General features: G+C 60.9%; 13 protein-coding genes. 8 read left to right on the top strand and 5 right to left on the bottom strand.

Annotated features, from left to right (window positions below; translation table 11 throughout):
* Positions 1–9: 9 nt before the first annotated feature.
* The 3 genes from D618_RS0110070 to D618_RS0110060 are packed head-to-tail and all read right to left on the bottom strand — an operon-like array spanning position 10 to position 2850.
* Positions 10–846, bottom strand: a complete 837-nt coding sequence (locus D618_RS0110070; RefSeq protein ID WP_152414626.1) for a hypothetical protein — start codon at positions 844–846, stop codon at positions 10–12.
* Positions 836–1756, bottom strand: coding sequence for an ABC transporter transmembrane domain-containing protein (locus D618_RS0110065; protein ID WP_026091519.1), 921 nt, complete (start codon positions 1754–1756; stop codon positions 836–838). The genes D618_RS0110070 and D618_RS0110065 overlap by 11 nt, the downstream gene beginning before the upstream one ends.
* On the bottom strand, positions 1753–2850 hold the full coding sequence (locus D618_RS0110060) for a hypothetical protein (RefSeq protein ID WP_017671388.1): 1098 nt from the start codon (positions 2848–2850) through the stop codon (positions 1753–1755). Before D618_RS0110060 ends, D618_RS0110065 begins: the two co-directional genes overlap by 4 nt.
* A gap of 264 nt (positions 2851–3114) precedes the next feature.
* On the opposite strand from D618_RS0110060, the gene D618_RS19370 reads away from it, so the two are divergent.
* The 6 genes from D618_RS19370 (at position 3115) to D618_RS0110035 (ending at position 16013) form a co-directional block, all read left to right on the top strand.
* Entirely contained in the window at positions 3115–3744 is a 630-nt protein-coding gene (locus tag D618_RS19370; RefSeq protein ID WP_081590467.1) for an aspartyl/asparaginyl beta-hydroxylase domain-containing protein, read from the top strand.
* 1191 nt (positions 3745–4935) lie between these two features.
* On the top strand, positions 4936–5895 hold the full coding sequence (locus tag D618_RS0110055; protein WP_017671387.1) for a hypothetical protein: 960 nt from the start codon (positions 4936–4938) through the stop codon (positions 5893–5895).
* Between the two features lie 103 nt (positions 5896–5998).
* Positions 5999–6400, top strand: a complete 402-nt coding sequence (locus D618_RS18160; RefSeq protein WP_152414625.1) for a hypothetical protein — start codon at positions 5999–6001, stop codon at positions 6398–6400.
* 35 nt (positions 6401–6435) lie between these two features.
* Entirely contained in the window at positions 6436–7524 is a 1089-nt protein-coding gene (locus D618_RS18155) for a hypothetical protein (protein ID WP_017671385.1), read from the top strand.
* A gap of 75 nt (positions 7525–7599) precedes the next feature.
* Positions 7600–12621: a DUF11 domain-containing protein gene (locus D618_RS0110040; protein ID WP_017671384.1), complete on the top strand. Its 5022-nt coding sequence runs from the start codon at positions 7600–7602 to the stop codon at positions 12619–12621.
* Between the two features lie 2 nt (positions 12622–12623).
* Entirely contained in the window at positions 12624–16013 is a 3390-nt protein-coding gene (locus D618_RS0110035) for a right-handed parallel beta-helix repeat-containing protein (protein ID WP_081590466.1), read from the top strand.
* A gap of 288 nt (positions 16014–16301) precedes the next feature.
* Here D618_RS0110035 and D618_RS18150 read toward each other — a convergent pair whose 3' ends face one another.
* Both D618_RS18150 and D618_RS0110025 read right to left on the bottom strand, forming a co-directional pair.
* Positions 16302–18341 (bottom strand): EAL domain-containing protein, encoded by a 2040-nt coding sequence (locus D618_RS18150; RefSeq protein WP_017671382.1) that lies wholly within the window; start codon positions 18339–18341, stop codon positions 16302–16304.
* Positions 18338–18874 carry a heme NO-binding domain-containing protein gene (locus tag D618_RS0110025; RefSeq protein WP_017671381.1) on the bottom strand — a complete coding sequence of 179 codons (537 nt, stop codon included), beginning with the start codon at positions 18872–18874 and terminating at the stop codon, positions 18338–18340. The genes D618_RS18150 and D618_RS0110025 overlap by 4 nt, the downstream gene beginning before the upstream one ends.
* A 492-nt stretch (positions 18875–19366) precedes the next feature.
* On the opposite strand from D618_RS0110025, the gene gloB reads away from it, so the two are divergent.
* Positions 19367–20095 carry a hydroxyacylglutathione hydrolase gene (gene gloB, locus D618_RS0110020; RefSeq protein WP_017671380.1) on the top strand — a complete coding sequence of 243 codons (729 nt, stop codon included), beginning with the start codon at positions 19367–19369 and terminating at the stop codon, positions 20093–20095.
* Positions 20096–20117: 22 nt separating this feature from the next.
* Positions 20118–21320, top strand: coding sequence for a 3-oxoadipyl-CoA thiolase (pcaF, locus tag D618_RS0110015; protein ID WP_017671379.1), 1203 nt, complete (start codon positions 20118–20120; stop codon positions 21318–21320).
* The last annotated feature ends 1 nt before the right edge of the window (position 21321 follow it).

The following is a 21321-nucleotide window of genomic DNA, read 5'->3' as shown; positions in this document are numbered from 1 at the left end:
CCCCCTCGCCTAAAGTGCATTGTTGAACATGAAGGTGCCACCGGCGAATGCCGTGTGCACGCGATCCATCAGGTCTGTTTCCTCGACACACTGGCCGAAATTATGGGTTCCGTTTGCGATCACTTGTAGCGCAATCGTGTGCAAAATACCCTGTTCGAGTGCGATGCGGTTGACCGCTTTGTGCCATTTTCGGGCACGAATGTAGCGATTTCGTCCTTGTGTCCTATTGATGATGCGGTCCTGCCGCACAACGTCGTCGCACCGGGTATCCAGCGCCCCGACAGCAACCACCATCGGTATAGTCAGCGCCCGGACAAGGTCGCATGAGCGTAGCGGCCCCAGATCACCCAGCCCATAAGGATAGGCAATATTGTCATCGGGCATCAAATACCAGCCTGCCGCCATAGCAAACACACCTGCAGCCTTGTGCGGGTTAAGCATGGCAAACCGGTGCGCAAGCTGCGCTCCGCCCGAGAAACCAAACAGGTGGACGGGATGCTCATCGATGCCTGCTTCATCGAATATCCGTTTCAGCAATGCGCTCAGCGCCTGATCGGACGGAATCTGGCTTTGCTTTGCCATCATCTGCTGGAACTGGCCGAACCTTTGCCGCTCAAACACCGGAGCAATCAATGTCCATTCATCCCAGTACCCGGATTCGGCAAAGCGCAGCGCAAGCTCGGCGGCATTGCGCGAGATACCATGCAGCAAAACAAGGGTCCGCCCAGGAAGCGCCTTTGTGCCGCGACGGATATAATAGTCAGGGATAAGGTCTGAATTTGATCGCACGCAGGTGACCTTGCGGTCCGACCTGTTGTTGGCAAGTCTTGAAAGATCAACCGGCATTGGAGAAGTCCCTTGCTTTCTGAGCATTGCTAAGCACGTGCTCAATACGTCGATGGGCAACATTGCCCCCTATTGATGCGTGTACGGCACGCACGATTTCTATTTGGCGAGCCCCGGCAAAGCCAAGCAATGTGATGGCAGCCACGGTCATGGAGGAGTCCATTCCTTGCCCAATTGAGACAAGGGCAACAATTATGAGCGCGGATGCGGGGGCAGCTGTTGCTGCACCTTCCAGCAATGCAAAAATGCGGGCCCGCGCAACGGTAAGCTGACCAAGCTGTTTGGAACGATCTGTCATGGAAATCCGGCCGTGCCTGTTCTTCTTGTTGAGACCCGATGCCTCAACTCTTGCGCGGCGGACAATGAACCTGGTGAGGCCGCCCCGCGTCCGGCGTTGCTGACGGATCGTTTCGCGAAGCCGGGGAGCAGCAAACCAGATGAGGCCGACGCACACCGGAAAGGGCAACGCGGCCCAAGCCAACTGAGGGTAGCGCACCACGAAAAAGGCTATCGCAACAATCAGGGCAATTGCTGAGGTAAGTAGCCGCACCGGCCCCCGCGCTGCCCAGTTCCGCAAAGCTCCCAGATCATTGACCAACGGGTTCAGCCATTGCGCCTCGCTGGTTGTTCCCTTGTGCGCAATCAGCGCCTCAAACAGTTCCAGCCGGACAGAATGGATATAGGATTGGGCGACAATCTCTCCCACCAGGCGTTCGGCAAAACTGGCCGCTGCCAGCAAGGCTGCGATCAACCCCAATAGTTCTATCAATCTGGGCGTATCGCTATCCTGCAAAGCAAGGCCAAAAAATTCCGCGAAGGCCGCCGCGGCAGCAGCCTGGCTGATTGCGCTGAGTACCAGTGCAACCAGCCAGACGCCCCTACCGCCAGCCAGAAGTCCCGGCTTCATCATGCGACCCGCTTCAGGACCGGCGGTTTGGAGAAGATAAGCTTGGCGACCTCAATAGGGTCGGTCAGCTGAGGGATGCCCACGATCGGCAGTCCGGTCGCAGCTGCGGCTTCACGACTGGCCAGAGGCGAGGCAGTCAGCAGACCAGAGATAGCCAGCAGATCATGCTGCCGCTCCAGCAGCCAATTGGCACCATAAGCCGCGCCCATGGCGTCACCTGCAGCAAAGATCAGACCGTCGAACCAGCCCTTCTGCCTTGCGACCTCCAGCAATGCTGCCGTCTCTTGCTGCAGCAGTCCATCGGCGATCTCGCAGATAACGACATCGCAATTGCGGTCATCCAGCGCGGCAAGCAGGTTTTCCGCGATGCCCGTGAGGGCCGCAGTATCAAGCCCGAAGGTCGACGCATGGCCAGCGTCGGTAAAATCGAGCGCTGCAGCAGCGCCGGAGTCGATCATCGACCAGAGGTCACCTCCCGAACCGGTGCCGGTGAGCTTTGCTGCCCCGACGCGAAAGCCAGCCAGTGTCAGGCCGCGGACTAGCGATGCGACGGTGGTCGTCTTGCCCGCATTCATCGAGCTTCCGGCAACCACAATGCGGACCGGCGAGCGGCGGAATGGGTTGGCGGGATGCGACAAGGCGTGATTGCGCAGATTCATCACCTCGCCAGCGGCATTACCCAACAGACCAATCGGTTCGATCCGGGTGGGCAGCTTCATCGAGACATGCTTGACGGTCATCTTCGAGGCGACGCCGCCGCCTGCAACCAGGTGGCACTCGCTCAAGTCATCGGGCACGAATGCCTCGAATTGGTCCGGGGCATAGCGGTTGCCATAGGCAACGATGATTTCGTCACCGACAAACAGGTCGCCGCGGCGGCCATGGAGATTTTCGATCCGCCGGTGCTGGCCAATCGCCGTCACCCGCGCCAGAACCAGATCGCCCGGCTTAGGCGCAACGCCAGAACGAATAATCCGGGTGGCCTGATCAAGGTCGACGCGGCGAGTGGTGAATGCCCGCTTGGTCCTGGCAAGGCGCTGGGGAAGACGAGCCTCACGCAATTTGCTGGGCTTGTGGTTCAAGGTATCGTGCTGCATCTGAACGCTCCTGTTGTTCGGTTCGTTCAGGTGACGGGGCAGCGCGCAGAATTATTCCCGACCGACGGAAAAAAGTCGATCCGAGGGTATTTTTATCCGACCGCCACATGCCCGGCCTGTTGTGGCGTGACGTCTCCGGTGGCCAAGATCGGTCTAATGGCCTGCAGGGTCACAGCTTATCTGCGCGACCGGTGTCCATGAGGCCCTGACACTTACACCGGGAATAAACCCCCGCCCTCACTCGTCTCTGGCTGACCCTTCACAATGCTAGATAAGGAGAATGAGGTGAGGTATTTCCGGCTATTGCAATCCCATATAGACCCAGGTCCACTGCTTGCCGAAATTGCTGCGGTAGATAACGCATTCATGTCCAATTGCGGTCGTCAGGAGAAAATCGCGGTTCAGCGCGAAGCCCTTTCAATCCCGCTGCGCGGTCTGCGTGCATCGGCGATTGGGGGCAGAGAGCGCCGCGATGTCCATGAAAGTCGCTGGACCACTGGATCACAGCGCTTCCCGCTGGCCCGGACATTTCTGGAGCAAGCTGGAGAACAGCAAGGGGGCTTGCTCTCCCGCGCAAAACTCGTTTGCCTGCCGCCGGGGCACAAGGTGTATCCGCATATTGACCGAGGTGAATATTATCGTCTGCGCAACCGCTATCACCTGGTGCTGAAATCTGCCGGCTCTTGGATGCGCGCAGGGGATGAGGAAGTGCGGATGCAGACTGGTGAGCTATGGTGGTTTGATAACAACCAGATACACGAAGCCTGCAACGACGGCAATGAAGACAGAATTCACCTGATCTTCGACCTGCTTCCCCGGGAAAATTTCGGGCAAGCTCAGGCATCATCTGGCGTCTGTTCCGTAGATATTAAGGGGACACAAAGTCACTATTAAAAGCTAACCCAGATTGGAGGCGTGATCCCTTTCGTTGACCGCCTCCAACTGCGGCTCGAGCGAAATGCGGTGGGAGCGCTGGGATGTGACACTCGTCTTCCACAGAATCTGTAGCTGGCATCGGCACCGCCCTCTTCAGGGCAGTTATCCTAAAGTTTGTTGCCACCGAAAACGATGCGCGGTGTCATGTGCGTGACTCATAGGGATTCGGACGCCTGCAGGCCTCCCCCTAGCCTACCTGCACGAACTCCAACGCCGCTTACCAGGCAGCCTGTGATTGGCCTAAAGTGAGTGATCGAAGGCGCGTTTCAAAATGTCCGCGTCGCTTTGCCATATAGGCAGCTTTTAGCAGGGACGGACATTGATGGCGCCTGTCCTGAACGACCGGGTTTGGGTCGAAAGAAGACAACCTACTCAGCTAATCGGGAAGGTGATTCATCGACCCGCCTATTTATGGTCTGAGACGTCAACTAACCAAGGCAGGGTAGGGCACGATCGGAGCATTCACTGCCCTATCCGCTCAAAAATGTGGGAGAAAGTGAGGGGGTAGATTTCTCACCATTTTAAAACACATAATATTACAATGCGATAGCTTAATGGTTCGATACAAGCCCTGCCACCACCCTCCCTGTTGAGAGGGACTGCCGCAATCGCCGGCGATCGGGAAGATCCCAGTGTGTCATCGTTAGAACCGCTGGGCCGGTTTTTCGCTGATTAGCCGCAGCCGATTGCGCGCGCGAAGGGCATCGAGCTTCTGCCGGAGCAAAACATTCAGCCCTTGCCGATCCGGCAGTGGCGCAGCTCCAAATCTGTATGGGGATGGGTTCGCGTCATCGCCCTCACTTGACCGTCAGCGAAACGTCCCCGGATACCGAGGCTCGCAACGACCGACTGATGACCGGGTTGGAGCAAATCCGTCGTGGCCACTGCAGTTGGCAATGATCGGTCTCGTTGCGGTCAGCCATGCACGATGAGGCGCAAGTGGTTGCGATGAAGACGGGGATTGGCCGTCTTCAGAATGGCCGCGCCTGACAGTGAATCCTTCGGGAAAGCCAACGCCCAGCGGGACGAAGACGGTCGTCACCGGTCCCTGTCCGAATCACCACCTGCCTGAATTCGTTTCGAAAAGTGGTTAATTTTTCGCTCCCCAAATTTAACACAAATTTGAGGCTTTCTCGATAAATCGTCATCATGAATGACAGGATTGGCTTGATATTGGCCGGATTGAGTTTCGCGATTGCGACACCTTGCCATGCGGCAGGTGTTACGGCGGGAAGCCTGATCGAGAGCACGGCAACCGCCAGCTACGACAGTGCTGGCGGACGCGGCACCGTGTCATCCAACCGCATTGCCTTGAAGGTCGACGAGGTTATCGATCTTGCCGTGACATCGCTGGATTCCGGGCCTGTCGGACTTTCCGGTAGCACGGCTGTGCTGGCCTTTTCTTTGGTCAATACCGGCAATGGCCCCGAAGCCATGCGCCTTTCCACCCGCGCCGTCGCCGGCAGCGACTTTGAACCTGTGGTGCAAGCAATTGCGATCGACAGCAATGGCAACGGCGTGTTCGACGAAGGGGTGGACCAGCTGATCCAGCCCGGTGCAGCGACGCCAGAGATCGCGCCGGATGGCAGCTTGCGGGTGTTTGTCATCGCGGAAGCCAGTGGTGCTGCCGCGGATGGCCAGCAGGGCCGCGTCACATTGCTGGCAGAAGCCGTGACGGGAACTGGAAGTCCTGGGGTCTCACTGGCGGGGCAGGGTAGCGCAGGCGTTGACGCCGTGATCGGCAGCAGCGGGGGGCGGGCGCAAGCCAATGGCACCCTGGTGATCCAGAGTGCCACGGTCTCGATCGCAAAATCGGCTTCGATCAGCGATCCTTTCGGGGGTAGCGAGCCGGTTCCCGGAGCCTTTGTCACCATGACATTGAACACGCAGGTCTCCGGCTCGGGCACGGTCACCGATCTGGTGGTGACGAGCCCGGTCCCGGTGGGCACGCGCTATGTTGAATCCAGCCTGACGCTGGATGGCGTTGCCCTCAGCGACATCGCCGATACCGACAGCGGTTCAGTGAACAAGGATCTTGTCGAGGTTCGATTGGGCAATCTCGCAGGCGGGGCCAGTCGTGCGATCGTCTATCGTCTTCAGATACAGTGAATACATACACTCATGAGTGGTCGGTAAAGCTATGAACTATCACGGAAAAAAATCGTTAACTATTATGCTGGCCTGTTTGGGACTGGTTTTCGCCAGCCCGGTCATGGCTGAGGAAGTTGCGATCTCCAGCGGCATTCTGGTCGAACGGCAGATCACTGAGAATGGCAACAGCCGGGCCGAATGGCTTGCAGCCGAAACAGTGGTGCCGGGCGACACGCTCAAGCTGGTTTTCGATTATCAGAACCAGAACAACGTGGCGCTGACCAACTTCGTCATCACCTGCATGGTCCCGCCCTCGGTCAAGGCCAAGGCGATTGACCCCGATCAGCTCGTTTCGGTCGATGGCGGCAAGACGTTCGACCGGCTCGACCGGCTGACCGTGGCCGGACCGGAGGGCCAACCCCGGGCTGCGACACTCGAAGACATCACCAACCTGCGCTGGATCATCCCTCAGATCGATATCGGGGCCAAGGGCAGCATTCATTATCTCGGGACCGTCAACTGACCTTGCACGCACGATCCAGAACCTAGGAAACCGACATGTCTATCAAGAGCTACACCATCTGCCAGACAGCGCCCCGGCGCTGGCGCGAACCAGCTTTCGGCACATTGTGTCTGCTGGCGATGGTCAGCACACCCGCATTTGCTGCAGGCACGCCCGCTGGTACCGACATCACCAATCAGGTGACCGTGGGTTACAGCGTGGGCAGTGTGCAGCAGACGGCTGCAACAGCATCGGCGACCGTGACAGTTGACCGGAAGGTCAACATGACGGTGACGCGGACAGACACTGCTTCTGTCGTGGTGGCGCCGCTGCAACAGCGCGCGGTCACGACATTCAGGCTGGACAATCTGAGCAACGACACGCTCGATTTTGCGCTCTCTGCCACGCAGCTGGGCAACGGGGCAACGTCGGCCTTTGGCCCTGGAACCGACAGTTTCGATGCGACGATCGTTGGTATCTTTCTCGACAATGGCAACGGGACCTATGACGATGGCACCGATGCCCAGGTGACCTATCTGGATGAGGTTGCCGCAGACGCAAACCGCGTGCTGTTCGTGGTGGCCAACATTCCCGACGGCCGGGTCACGGGGGATATCGCCACTGTGCGTCTGACTGCGACGGCCGCTGCGGGCGGCGCTGCGAACACCCAGGGGGCCGTGCTCACGCAGACGGCGGGGGCCAATACTGCTGGCGTGGATACCGTTTTTGCCGATGGTGCAGGTTCGGGCGATTCAGCCAATGATGGCCAGTTCGGGGTCATCAATGACTATCGTGTCAGCGCGGCAGCGTTGACAGTCAGCAAGACCAGCACGGTCGTCAGCGATCCTGTGAACACGACCACCAATCCCAAGATCATCCCTGGCGCGATCGTCCAGTTCTGCGTGGCAGTCAGCAATGCTGCGGGCGGAGCAACGGCCAGCGGATTGACGGTCAGCGCTCAGGTCGCATCGGACATGACCTATGTCGCAAACTCCATCCGCCTCAATGGAACGGTCGTGAGCGGTGTCTGCCAGGATGATGGCACGGCAGGCGGCACCTTCAATGCCGGTGTCGCCAGTGGCACGCTCAATGACCTGACGGCGGGAAGCACCTTGACGCTCGTCTATCAGGCCGAGGTCAAGTAACCAGAGAACGATGGCAGGCAGGTGGTATCTCTCCGCCGACCATTTGGCGTTCTTGCAACGCTGTTTCTGCTGCTTTTGGCGCTTCCGGTCGCCGAAGCTGCAGCGCGCGATGTCGTGTCTACCGCCCAGGCGCGCTGGTCTGCGCTGGGGCGTGACTTTTCCAACAGCTCCAACACGGTCAGCATAAGCGTCAGCCAGCCACCCATCGCCGTGCGGACATTTCGCCCCGCATCCTCTGGCGTCGCCATGCGGGTGCCATCAGGTCAATGCGCCGGCGCTGCATCTTCAATCGCGTCGCGTGAGGACGACCAGTCCATCCCCTTGGCTGCAACCGACGCAATATCTGCTGGCGAGCGACTGGTTCTCCAGATCTCTGCCCCGCAATTGAACCGCGACCCGGCCAGTATCGAGACGGTCTGGTTGGAAATGCAGGCGGATGGAAAGGATTCGGAGAGGTTCGGGTTCAGGGAAACCGGCAATTCCAGTGGGGTGTTTGCTGGCGTCGTCTCAACGCAGCGTGGCAATCTGGACTTTACCCGCAGCGATTGCCAACTCACTGTCGATGCTGGGCAATTGGTACAACTGAACATATTGGATGTTGCCGGTCGGCAGGTTCCGGTGGGCACGGTGCGCATTCTTGTGGATCCGTTCGGGCTTGTTGTCGACTCGCAGGATGGCCGCCCGATTTCTGGTGCCCGTGTTTCGCTGGTGGATGCCAGCGGCCGACCCGCAGTGGTCTATGCACCCGATGGCATTACGCCCTGGCCTTCGGATATGGTCAGCGGCCAGCCTGTCACGGATGGCTCAGGCGCGAGCTACGCGATGCAGGAGGGCGAATATCGTTTCCCCCTGGTCGCTCCCGGCAGCTACAGGCTTGTCGTCCAGCCCCCTGCGCCATTTTCCGCCCCCTCGACGATGGCACGCAATCACCTGGCCGGACTGCGCCTGATTGGTGGCCAGCCGCTGGTCCTGACGGAAGGATCGTTTGGCAGGGCATTCGAGGTTGCGGGTGTCGAACCTGTCCGGATCGACATACCCATCGACCGCGCCGCAACCCAACCCATGCTGAGCAAATCAGCCAGCAAGTCTCTGGTCCATCCCGGCGAGATGGTGGTCTACACCGTGCTCGCCAGCAATCCGGACCCCAGCAGCGCCATGCGCGATGTTGTAGTTCGCGATCGCGCCCGGTCGGGCCTGCGGCTCCGTCCTGGCAGTGTTCGGGTGAATGGCGTGACCCCGCCCGCCGCAGCTCTTTTTCTGGACCCGGATGGAAGGGGCTTTACCCTTCGTCTGGGACGAATGGCACCGGGCGAAGCACGCAAGATCACCTATGCGATGCGCGTGCGCGAAGAGGCGGCGGCCGGCTATGCAGAAAATGTCGTCACCTTGACCGACTCTCGCGAGATGTTTGTCAGAGCCAGCTCTTCGGTGCGGGTTGAGCGCGACGTCATCGCCAGCCGCATGACGGTCATCGGTCGCATCACCCAGGGCGAGTGCGGAAACCCCGCGCGCCCGGGCCTGGCGGGTGTTCAGGTGATGATGGAAGACGGCAGCTTTGCCATCACCGATGCGGATGGCCGTTACCATTTCGAAGGGGTGATTCCCGGCACGCATGTCGTGCAGCTCGCCAGGCATTCGCTGCCGAGCGGTGCGGTGCCCCAGCAATGTGCATCATCCGTGCGCGCGGCGGGCAGTGCGATCTCGCGCTTCGTCATCGGCCAGGGCGGCAGCCTTGCCGTGGCCGACTTTGTCATCCGGCCAGCCAGTCCTGTGACGCTGCAACCCTCCAGTGCGGCACCTGCCATCGGAGCGAATGCTCCAGCATCGCCCAGCATGCCCGGTCCGGTCCTGCCGGTTCAGGAGGAGGATGCCGAAGCGCGTGCCCGCAGGGCGGCTGGTGCCGATACCGACTGGATGGCGATTGGCGACGGGCCAGATGATTTTCTGTTTCCGCTCGATACACACAATCCTTCGGCGCCCGCTGTACGGGTGGTGATCCGCCACCGCCCGGGTCAGAAGGTGCAACTCAGCGTGCAGGGCAAGCCGCTGGGGGATCTGGCGTTCGATGGAGCGACCGTGTCTGCAGACAGACGCTATGCGGTCAGCATCTGGCGTGGCGTTCCCTTGGTCGATGGCGCCAACCTGCTGGTGGCAAGGCTGGTCGATGCCCAGGGTGTCGAGGTGCGACGCCTGGAGCGGGTGGTAAACTATAGCGGCGCCCCCATCCGCGCCGAGCTGATCAAGGAACGCTCGTCGTTGATCGCCGATGGCCGCAAACGTCCGGTCATAGCCGTTCGGCTAACTGACCGGATGGGACGACCAGCACGCAGCGGGCTTGCCGGTCAGTTGTCGATCAACGCCCCTTATGAAAGCGCAGCCGCGCTTGAGTCCCTGCAACTCAGCCAGTTGAGCGGGGCAGGTGCCGTTGCCCCCCGCTGGATGATCGAGGGTGACGATGGGGTCGCGCTGATCGAACTGGCCCCGACCATGGTCAGTGGCGCGCTGCGTCTGGGATTTGTTTTCCAGGACGGCGACGTGCGCCGCGAACAGCGCATCGACACATGGATGGCCCCAGGCGATCAGCCCTGGACATTGATCGCTCTGGCCGAAGGGGCAGCGGGCGCGGCGAATATCGCCGGGCTTATGGAGCAGATCGGACCGGAAGGTCGCAGCATTGGCAGGGATGCCCGGTTTGCGTTTTATACCAAGGGCAAGGTTCTGGGTAAGTTTCTCCTGACCGCAGCCTATGATTCGGCCAAGGAACGGGCCGAGCAGCGGTTGCTGGGGGTCATCGATCCCAACAGCTATTACACCGTCTTCGGCGATGGCTCAGATCGCCGCTTTGATGCTGTCAGCCGAGAGCGACTTTACGTAAGGATTGAAAGTGAAGGGTTTAACGCCCTTTATGGTGATTTTGTTACAGGTTTCGACCAGACCGATCTGGCCGCTTATCGCCGCACACTGACGGGTGCCAGGGTCGAGGTTCGCGATGGACGGTGGCATGCAGAGGCCTTTGCAGCCAAGACGGCCAGCACCCAGCGCCGCGATGAGCTGCAAGGCAATGGCCTGACTGGCCCCTATCGTCTGTCCACGCGCGCAATCGTCCCGAACAGCGAGCGTATCGTATTGCAAGTCCGTGACAGATTTCGGTCAGAAGTCATTGTTTCACAACAGGAGATGGTTCGGTTCATAGATTACGATCTGGATATGTTATCGGCGACCATCCGCTTCCGCCAGCCCGTCCTCAGCCGTGATGCAGACCTCAACCCTCGCTTCATCGTGATTGACTATGAGGTAGACGAGGGGCGGGGGCGCTCTGCGATGAACGCGGGAATGCGGGCCGACTATACGGCGTTCGGCGGGGCGCTGGTCGTGGGCGCGACTGCGGTGTCCGACAGCACCAATGAACTGCGCAGCACGCTGGTGGCGATGGACGTCCGCGCCCAGTTGGGGACGGCTACCGAACTGCGCGGCGAAGTTGCTGCCAGCGATCTGGGGCCAGACCGTGGACTGAGCTGGCAGGCCGAGGCCGAGCATCATTCGGGCAGGCTGGATGTGCTCGCCTATGCCCGATCGATCGCGCCGCAATTTGGTATCGGTCAGCAGAACCTTGCCGAAAAGGGGCGGCGCAAATTTGGGGTTGATACTCGTTTTGCGATCGATGCTGCTGCATCGATCACTGCCAGCACCTGGCTGGACCAGAGCCTGGTCGATCAAAGCCAGCGCTATGCTGCCCAGGTGAACGCCGTCTACCGCACCCAGAAGAGCGACTGGCGGCTGGGTTTTGCCCATTTCTCGGATCGTCTCAGCGACGGGACCCGCCAGGAGTCTTCGGTCGCAGAAGGTGCCGTCACACGGCGGCTGTTTGGCGACCGGCTGGAGCTGGAACTGTCGTCCAGCGTGGCGCTAGGCAGGGCGGGTTCGGTTGACCTTCCTGAACGCTACCGTGTCGGCGCACGCTATGCGCTCAATTCAAGCACGAGGCTGCTCGCCAATTACGAAATCGCCGAAGGAGCAGGGCTTGCCGCGCGAACCTTCAGTGGTGGGATCGAACTGACGCCATGGAATGGGGCCAGGATTACCTCGACGCTTGGCCAGTCCGACATTTCAGAGCAGGGCAAGCGCACCTATGCAGCTGCGGGCCTCGCTCAGAATTTCCAGATCACGCCCGAGCTTGGCCTGGATGTTTCGGTCGATGGAAACCGCAAGCTGGGCGGACGGGCCGTCCTGCCGATCAATCCTGCACAGCCGCTGTCGAGCGGTGGCCAGCTGGGCGACGGCGCAGGCCTGTTCGAAGATTTCACGGCGATCACCTTCGGGGTCAACTGGCGCAAGGATCGCTGGTCTGCAACCAGCCGGGGCGAATGGCGGGACGGGGAACTGGCGGATCGCAGGGGCATGACCTTCGGGATGATCCGCCAACTCGGCGAGGGCAGTGTTGTGGGCTCCGGCTTCGTCTGGACCCAGGCGTCAGGCGAAGGACTGGCAGAAGGAACCCGGAGCGAAGTCATTGATGCGTCGCTGGCGATGGCATTCCGCCCGGCCGAGTCATCGGTGGCTTTGCTGGGCAAGCTGGAATATCGATCGGATATGGTGAAGGGGGCGACGGGAGGTGACGTGGGACCAGTGGGCCGCAGCGCGCTGACCATCTCTGGCGATGGGCGTTCCCGGCGCTTCATTGGCAGCCTGTCCGGCAACTGGTCGCCGCACAATGCCAAAGGGGCCACCGGCGAGAGCGAATTCGGCTTTTTCATCGCTGCGCGCCACTCGCTGGAAGCTGTCGAGGGTTACGATCTGACCGGTACGAGCGTCGTGGCCGGGTTTGATTTGCGCAAGGGGCTGGGCAAGCGTGTCGAGCTCGGCTTCAGCGCAACCGTGCGCCGCAGCCTGACCGATGGCGACGCTTCCCATGCCTATGGGCCAAGCATCGGCTTCTCTCCGGCAAGGGGCACCGTGGTGACGGTCGGCTACAACGTCAGCGGTTTTGACGACCCGGATTTTGACGACGTCCGCCCCAGCCGCAAGGGCCTCTTCCTGGTCGTGCGCGCCAAGATCGATCAGGACAGCTTTGCCTTTCTCAGGCGGAACGGCACGTGATCATGACGCACCTATTCTCCTCGTGGCTGTCCATATGGCCCAAATCGGAATGGGCAGGTCTGCGGCGCGCGGATACCTTGCCTGCTCTTGTCCGTACTGCCGCCATGTACCTTGCTGCGGCGCTTTTGGCTGCTGCGGGAATAGGGCAAGCCACTGCCCAGACCATCACTGTCGACCCTGCCACAGCAGTGCAGGCGGCCAGCTCGTCCGTCAGCATGAACCACACGGTAGGTAGCGGTTCCAACCGCTTCCTGATTGTCACCGTGGCGATCGAGCGGGACTCTGATCGCGTGACCGCAATCACTTATGCGGGCCAGCCGTTGACCTTCTTCGGGACAAGAGTCGATCCGACCAACACGGCCCGCTTGGAGGTCTGGCGCCTCATCGCCCCTGCGACCGGGACCAACACCGTATCTGTTACCTTCAACAGTTCGGCCTCGGTGGTCGTCGCCGCCATATCGTTTGCAAATGTCGATCAAGCCAATCCGATTGCCGCATCGCAATTCGCCAGTGGAACAGGCGCCTCCGATGCCTCGGTCAGCGTCGCCAGTGCAACGGATCAACTCGTTCTATCAGCGATCGCGGCAAACGATGCCGTCGATAGCGTCACACCAATGGCTGGACAGACCAGCCGGTGGAACGTGTTGAACGCTGCCGATGTCATCGGTGCTGGCAGCACTACCGGCGGTTCTTCCACAACCACAATGCGCTACCTGCTTCAAAGTCCCCAAGCATGGGCGATGGGCGCCTTTTCGATCCGCCCAAGTCCGGCACCCTGGATCGTCACCAACACGAACGACAGCGGCGCTGGATCGCTGCGGGAGGTTGTTACATGGGCCAATTTGCAACCCGGACCGGTAACCGTCATTTTCGCCATCCCTGGCGCAGGCCCGCATACGATCACACTGGCCTCGGCATTGCCGAACATCACCGCCAACGGCGTGACCATCGATGGCACCACGCAGTCCGGCACCCAGTGCCGCGATCTGTGGGCTGGAAATGGCCACGACCTGCGCATCAATGTGCGGGGTAGTTCGGGCTTTGACGGCTTCAGGTTGGCAGGTGCCAATCAGACGATCAAGGGTCTGTCTCTTACGGGATTTCAAAATGCCATTCGGCCGTTGCCCGGCAACAGCAATGCCACGATCCAGTGCAATTATCTCGGCCTACTCGCCAATGGAACCAGCAGCGGTAACGCCAGAGGCGTTCGGTCGCTGGGAGGAAGCCCACGCATCGGCGGTCTGGATGCCGGCCAGGGCAACGTGATCTCGGCAAATACCATCGCCGGCGTGGTGACCGAACAGGGGAGTACGGACACTGCTATCCGCGGCAATTTCATCGGCACGGATGCGACTGGCATGACCGCCCGGCCCAACGGGACCGGCATCAACAATTTTTTTGGAACAGCAACCTGGCGCGACATCACCCGCAATCTCATTTCCGGGAATAACGCTGGCATCGTACTCGAGAGTGACGATGCAATCTCGGCCTCGACCGACCAGATCCGGATTCAGCGCAACCGCATCGGCTTCAACCGCGATCTCAGCGCTCTCCTGCTAAATGGCACAAACACTGGCGGTATCTGGTTTGCGCCCGGCAGCATCACGAACGTGCTGATCGGCGGGCTGGCTTCGAGCGAGGGCAACGAGATTGCCGGAAGCCGCGACGGGATTGTGCTTCAGGGGGTGTCGAACATCCGGATCAGGGGCAACACCATCGCGCGCAGTGGATCGCGGGGTATCTGGGTCGAGAATGGCAGCAACATCACCATCGGAGGGATCGCCGGAACCGAAGGAAACCGCATTGGCGGCAATGCCAGCGACGGCATTCGCTTGCTGGCCGGCTCTACCGGCATCACTATTCTGGGCAATCTGATCCAGCCTGTTGCGATAACCGGCGGAACCTATGCCAATGGCGAACATGGTATCGCGATTGATGGTGCCAGCAACGTGGTCATCGGCGATGGCACGGCCAGCGGACGCAACATCATCAGCGGCAATGGCATGCGTGGCATTCAGGGGAGCGGGACCAATTCCGCCATCACGATCAACGGCAACTATATCGGCACGGACGCTACGGGCAATGTCGCGGTGGCCAATGGCGATCTTTCGGGGCCAAGTCAGAAAGATGCGGTTGCGTTCGATTCGGGGGCCGTCTCGAATGTTTCTGTGCTGAACAATGTAATCGGGGGATACGCCTCGGCTCTGGTTGAGTTTTTTCACATCAGTTCGGTCGGCATCACGATCCAGGGTAACAATATCGGCGTCGGGGCCGATGGCACGTCGCGCATCGTGTTCGGCAACAACGAAGACCTGATCTGGATTGGGGGCAATCCCCGGGCACATGACAATGTGCTGATCGGTGGCACGGCGCCGGGACAGGGCAATATCGTCGCCTTCGGCAGCCAATCAGGCATCCATGTAGATTCGACGGGCAGCAATATTCAAGTGATCGGCAATACGGTCCGTAACAACGCACGCAATGGCATCAATGTTCTCCAGAACACCAAGGCAGCGGTCATCAGCAACCGTGTCTATGACAATGGCCTGATCGGCATCGATCTGGCCGAAAACGGCGTGACCACCAATGACGCGGGCGACAGCGATAGCGGACCGAACGATCTGCTGAATTTTCCCGAAATCACATCTGTCAGCGTCGTGGGTTCCAATCAGCTGATCTATGATTTTACCCTTGATGCCCCCGCCGACGGCAATGGTTACCGCATTGAATTCTTTGCAAACAGCGCGGCAGACGGCAGCGGCTACGGCGAAGGCGAGACTCTTCTGGGCCATGTCGACATCGCCCATAATGGTGGATCTCAATCCTATTCCGGCACCATAACCTCTCTGGTTCCTGTCGGCATAGGCAATATCATCAGCGCGACCGCCACTCGCAAGACGGCTGGTGGGGCATGGGACATCACATCGGAATTTTCCGCGACAGCCACGGCGCAAGGCGTTGCCCAACTGAATGTCGCCCTGACGACCGAGCCCTATGACCAAGGCAGCGGCGCTGGTTTCAGTACGCCAGGATCGGATGTGTCGCTGACCGCGACGGTCACGAATACCGGCTCGGGCAGCACGCAGAGCAACTCCATTTTCACGGTGATCTCGATCAACGCTGCCAGCAGCTTCTTCAACGCAGAAACGCCTGCTTTTGGGGGCATCGTGCGTTTCACCAGCGCGTCGCCCATGCTCACCTTCACCCCCGGCACAGACATGCGGTTTTCAAACGCTGCAACAGCTCCCACCGAATTTGCGCAGTGTACCTATACTCCTGAGGCTGGCTATGACCCGATGGTTCGATATGTCTGTCTCAATCCCAAGGGCTCGCTTCCGCACGGCGCGCCGGAAAATCAATTTTCGGTCCAGTTACGGGCGCGGATCAATTGACTGTCCGGATTGCAGATTGATGAGCTCGAGCGGTCCCGGAACGATAGTGACCGAAGGTCGAGGGACAGTTTTTTGCAGCTGCCCGTGTGACAAAGCTGCAGGACAGCGGACTGGTACGTCAACCAGTCGCCGTTAGCGGAGTATCGCGGTGGTTGCGTCCCTGGCTGAACACATGGGCAAGGCTCTTCGGGAGGGGCTTTCAGGTCCAGTACAGTGCCTGCTCCTGGCAGGAGCCTCAACGAGGGGGCGAGGTAGGTTTCACGGCCTGTCCGAACCTGGCAGCCAGCGTCACGAACTGAAGGGTGAAACTGGATTCGGGGTCGCATAGCCCGCCGTTGCGCAGAGTTTCTCGAGCGCCACTTGAGAGGTAATAGCCTTGTCGTACAGAAACCCCTGGCCGAATGTGCAGCCGACGGCAGCGAGGCGATCAAGCTGGCTGTGCGTTTCGATGCCCTCGGCGATGACGCCGATGTTGAGTGCACGTGCGATTCCCAGCATCGCATCGATGATGTCCCAGGACACATTGGATTGCCCATCGGTCACGAACGACCGGTCGATCTTGATATTGTCGAACGGCAATGTCTGCAGATGGGTGAACGAGGAATAGCCCGTGCCGAAATCGTCGAGGCTGAGGCGGATACCCATCGCGCGCAGCGCTTCCAGCACCACTCGGGTATGCTCGCGGTTGGTTATCGCTGCGTTCTCGGTCAGTTCGATCACCAGCACCCGCGGGTCGACATTGGTCGCAGCGATGATATCGCGGACCTGATCAACGAAATTGGGCTGGAGGAACTGGCACGGTGCCACGTTGATGCTCATGTAGAATGGCGGCAGATCGGCGCACTGGCGGCGCCAGCCGGCAGCAACGGTCGCGGCTTCCCGCAGCACCCATGCACCCAGCACATTCATCAGCCCGCTATCCTCGGCGACCTGCAGGAATTCGCTGGGATACACCAGGCTATCGCCGCGCTGCCAGCGCAGCAGCGCCTCGAACCCGACGATCTTGCCCGATCCGATATCGATGATCGGCTGATAGTGCAGGCGGAATTCGTCCAGCTGTACCGCCGTGCGAAGTTCGGCCTCCAGCTTCAGCCGGCTGACGGCCTTTTCGCGCATGCCCAGATCGAACGTCACCGTCCGGCCCGGCCCGCGCGACTTGGCATCATACATCGCGACGTCCGCATCGCGCATCAGATCGGCTGCGACGGTATAGCTGCCGTCATCGTGCGCGATGCCGATGCTGGCAGCGCAGCGCGCCTCATGCCTGTCGATCACAAAGGACGGCCGCAGAATGGAATGGATATCCTTGGCGATGTCCGCCGCGTCTTCCCAATGCTGTTCACCCTCGACCAGGATGATGAATTCATCGCCGCCGATCCGCGCGATCAGCACGCTTTCTGGCGCTCCGGGATAGGGGGTGGTGGCGTAGGCATCGGCGACCTGACGCAGGCGTCCCGCCATCTCGACCAGCAGCCGGTCACCAGCCTGATGGCCCAGTGCGTCGTTGACCAGCTTGAAGCCGTCGAGATCGATGTAGATCAGCGAGGTGCGCAAGCTGGCAGCCCCGGTGTTGCGCTGAAAGATCGCCTCTAGCCGGTTCTCGAACTGGGCCCGGTTGGGAAGCTGGGTCAGCGGATCGCGCAGCGCGTTCTCGATCAGCAGCTTCTCGTTAGCGGTGCGGCGGAACACCCGGCCAATTTGCGTGCCGATCTGGGTGAGCACTTCAAGCTGCTGCGGGTCCGGCTCGACCGCGCTTTGCGTGAAGAACTCCATCACGGCAAACAGATCCTGCCCCAGCATCACCGGCACCGATATGCTGGCGCGCAGGTTGCACTGGCGCGCCAATCCGCTCCGGCCCTGATCGCCGGATGCCTGGATGTCGCGCGTCCATACTGCCGCCGGGTGGATCAGCAACCGTCCAGGTGCGATTGCGCACGGCCAGGCGATCAAGCGACTGGACAGGTCGATAAAGGCGAACATCTGATCGGGATGGCGCGCATGCCACAGCCCGCACCCTTCCAGCCTGGCATCGCCGCCATGGCCCTTTCGCAACAGCACATTGGCAAAGGCCCAGTCATTGACCGCGCAGATTTCGGCAATGGCATAGCGCAGTGTGTCCAGCGGATCGACACTCTGGTTGGCGGCATTGGTGACATTGCACAGCAGCTCAAAGCGCTGGTTGGTCAGATAGGCTTCGCGCAGCCCGCGTTCGGCGATCGATTCCGCTTCCAACCGGATCTGCCGCTCGCGCTTGAGCTGCCGCTCGAGCTGCGCGCAGCGCGCCTCCAGCGAGACATTGAAAGCAGCAGGGTCGGGCCGAACGCTCATTGCGGCCAGGTCAGTTGCAACTGGCAGCCCGGAGCACCATCGTGCATGCAGGTGGGCTGCGCAAAGACGATGGTTTCATTGTAGTACGCGGCAACGCCCTCGACAAAGCCGTGCGCCAGATCGCACAGCTTGCGCTGCGATCGATAGCCCAGGATTAGGGTGTTGGCGGTCTCGGTGAAATGGAAATGCGGGCAGGATGCGCCCGAATAGAGCTTGCGCACTTCCGGATGGATGATGGTATTGACCGACAGAATGAAACTGCGCGCATCGGGGGCGCTTTCGAAAAAGCTGGGATAGCGCTCTGCCAGCTTGGGCAGGGCATGGATCCCGAACCAGTGCAGCAGCTGGCGCACTGGAGTTCCGGTGAGCTGCGAGGCCGCCTCTACCAGCGCATAGAGCTCTGCATCGGGATAGCTGCCAAGCGACGTGTACACGCCCGAGCTTTCCGCAGACGTGAGCAGGGCATCCCAAACGGAATCGCCATGATGATCGACGACCACCTCTTCGAGCAGATTGAAAATGACGCCTTTCACGCAGCCCCCTCCCGTTCCTCCAGTCGTTCCTTCCGAAACGCCCAGCCCGAAGCATGAATTACGCGCGCGATGATTAGAAAACGTTAAATTTGCGTGATTTCACCGCCTTCGTGTTCGTCGGCAAACGTGACCTGCCCGTGCCAGGAGCGCGTTCGCTCGCGAAGTCATCTGCGAAATCAGACAAAGCCTCGTTCCGGGACCGTTTTCGGCATTAGGGGCATCCATTGAGCGGTATGACGGCCATCACCTTGGCGCGTTGCCGGTCGCCCAGTGGCTTTGGTCTGATCGACAGCTTCTGTCAGCAGCTAACGTAGATGGGGGAAGTGCGGGAACAGGCGCTTTCCCGTCCTTGAAATGCACGCCATTGCAATGGGATAGCTACAAGGCTGGATACGAGCTCTGCCACCGCCCAATATTCTTTTGATACGTGATAGCGGCCGCCCTGCCGATTGGGCGCTTGGCATTGCCGGTGCGATTGGGCACAACAGGGGCATGATTGAAACCGTCCGCATCCCCGCGCTTTCCGACAATTACATCTGGCTGGTGCATGAGCCAGCCAGCGGCGAGACTGTCGTCATCGACCCGGCTGAAGCCGAGCCGGTGCTGGCCGAGGCGGCAGCGCGCGGATGGACGATCACCCAGATCTGGAACACCCATTGGCATCCCGATCATGTCGGCGGGAATGCAGCGATCAAGGCAGCAACCGGCTGCACCATCACGGGTCCTTCCGCCGAGCAGGATCGGATCGCGACGCTGGATGCCACGGTCGCCGGTGGTGACAGCGTGTCTCTGGGGTCGATCCGTGCAGAGGTGATCGACGTGCCCGCGCACACCAGCGGGCACATTGCCTATTATCTGCCCAGCGAATCGACCGTCTTTGTGGGCGATACCCTGTTCGCCATGGGCTGCGGGCGGCTGTTCGAAGGCACCGCCGAGCAGATGTTCGACAACATGACGCGTCTGGCCGAGTTGCCCGGAGAGACGCAGGTCTATTGTGCGCACGAATATACCGAATCGAACGGACGCTATGCGCTGGTCGCAGAGCCTGACAATAAGGCGATCGCCGATCGCATGGCACAGGTGCTCGCTCTGCGCGCGCGGGGCGAGGCGACCGTGCCGACGACCATTGCGCTCGAGCGCGCGACAAACCCCTTCATGCGCGCGCGCTCGGCTGCCGAGCTGGCGGAACGGCGCGTCGCCAAGGACAATTTCCGGGGTTGAAGCCTGAAAGGACCGTTTTGCCATGACCGAAGCCTTTATCTGCGACGCCATTCGCACGCCGATTGGCCGCTATGGCGGCGGCCTGGCAGGCGTGCGGCCCGATGATCTGGCTGCCGTGGTGCTGCGCGCGCTGGTTGCGCGCAATCCGGGGCTGGACGCCGCGCAGATCGATGATGTGCTGATGGGATGCGCCAACCAGGCGGGTGAGGACAATCGCAACGTCGCTCGCATGGCGGCGTTGCTCGCCGGACTGCCCGAGACGGTCGGCGGGGCGACGATCAATCGGCTGTGCGGCTCGGGCCTCGACGCGGTGGGCTCTGCCGCACGTGCTATCCGCAGCGGCGATGCGGACATGATGATCGCAGGCGGCGTCGAGAGCATGACCCGCGCGCCTTTCGTGATGCCCAAGGCGGGCAGCGCGTTTGCTCGCGACAATGCGGTGTATGATACGACGATCGGCTGGCGCTTCGTCAACCCGCTGATGAAGGCGGTGCACGGCGTGGATTCGATGCCCGAAACGGCGGAGAATGTCGCCGAGGATTTCGGCATCGCGCGCGCCGATCAGGATGCGTTTGCACTGCGCAGTCAGCAGCGCGCTGCGGCTGCGCAAGCGTCCGGGCGGCTGGCGGCGGAAATCTTCCCTGTCACCATTCCGCAGCGCAAGGGCGATCCGCTGGTGATCGATGCAGACGAGCATCCGCGCATGACCTCGATTGAGGCGCTGGCGGCATTGAAGCCAATCGTCCGCGCTGGCGGTACGGTCACGGCAGGCAATGCCAGCGGCGTCAACGATGGTGCGGCGGCACTGATCGTCGCCTCTGAAGAGGCGGCAGTGCGCAACGGGCTGACCCCGCGCGCACGGATCGTGGCCACGGCGGTGGCGGGTGTGCCGCCACGGATCATGGGGATCGGCCCTGCGCCTGCGGTGCAGAAGCTGCTGGCGCGGGCGCGCGTCCGGCTGAGCGAAATCGATGTGATCGAACTGAACGAGGCGTTCGCGGCGCAGGGGCTGGCGGTGTTGCGCCAGCTGGGCCTGCCCGACGACGCAGCGCATGTGAACCCCAATGGCGGCGCGATCGCACTGGGCCATCCGCTGGGCATGTCCGGTGCGCGGCTGGCGCTCACCGCCACCGAGGAACTTGGCCGCACCGGCGGGCGCTATGCCGTTGCAACGATGTGCATCGGCGTGGGGCAGGGCATCGCGATGCTGATCGAGCGGATCTGAT

Source organism: Blastomonas sp. AAP53 (assembly GCF_000331245.1).
Taxonomy (GTDB): domain Bacteria; phylum Pseudomonadota; class Alphaproteobacteria; order Sphingomonadales; family Sphingomonadaceae; genus Blastomonas.
The sequence above is the reverse complement of the archived record's forward strand: the minus strand, read 5'-3'. Positions and strand labels throughout refer to the sequence as shown.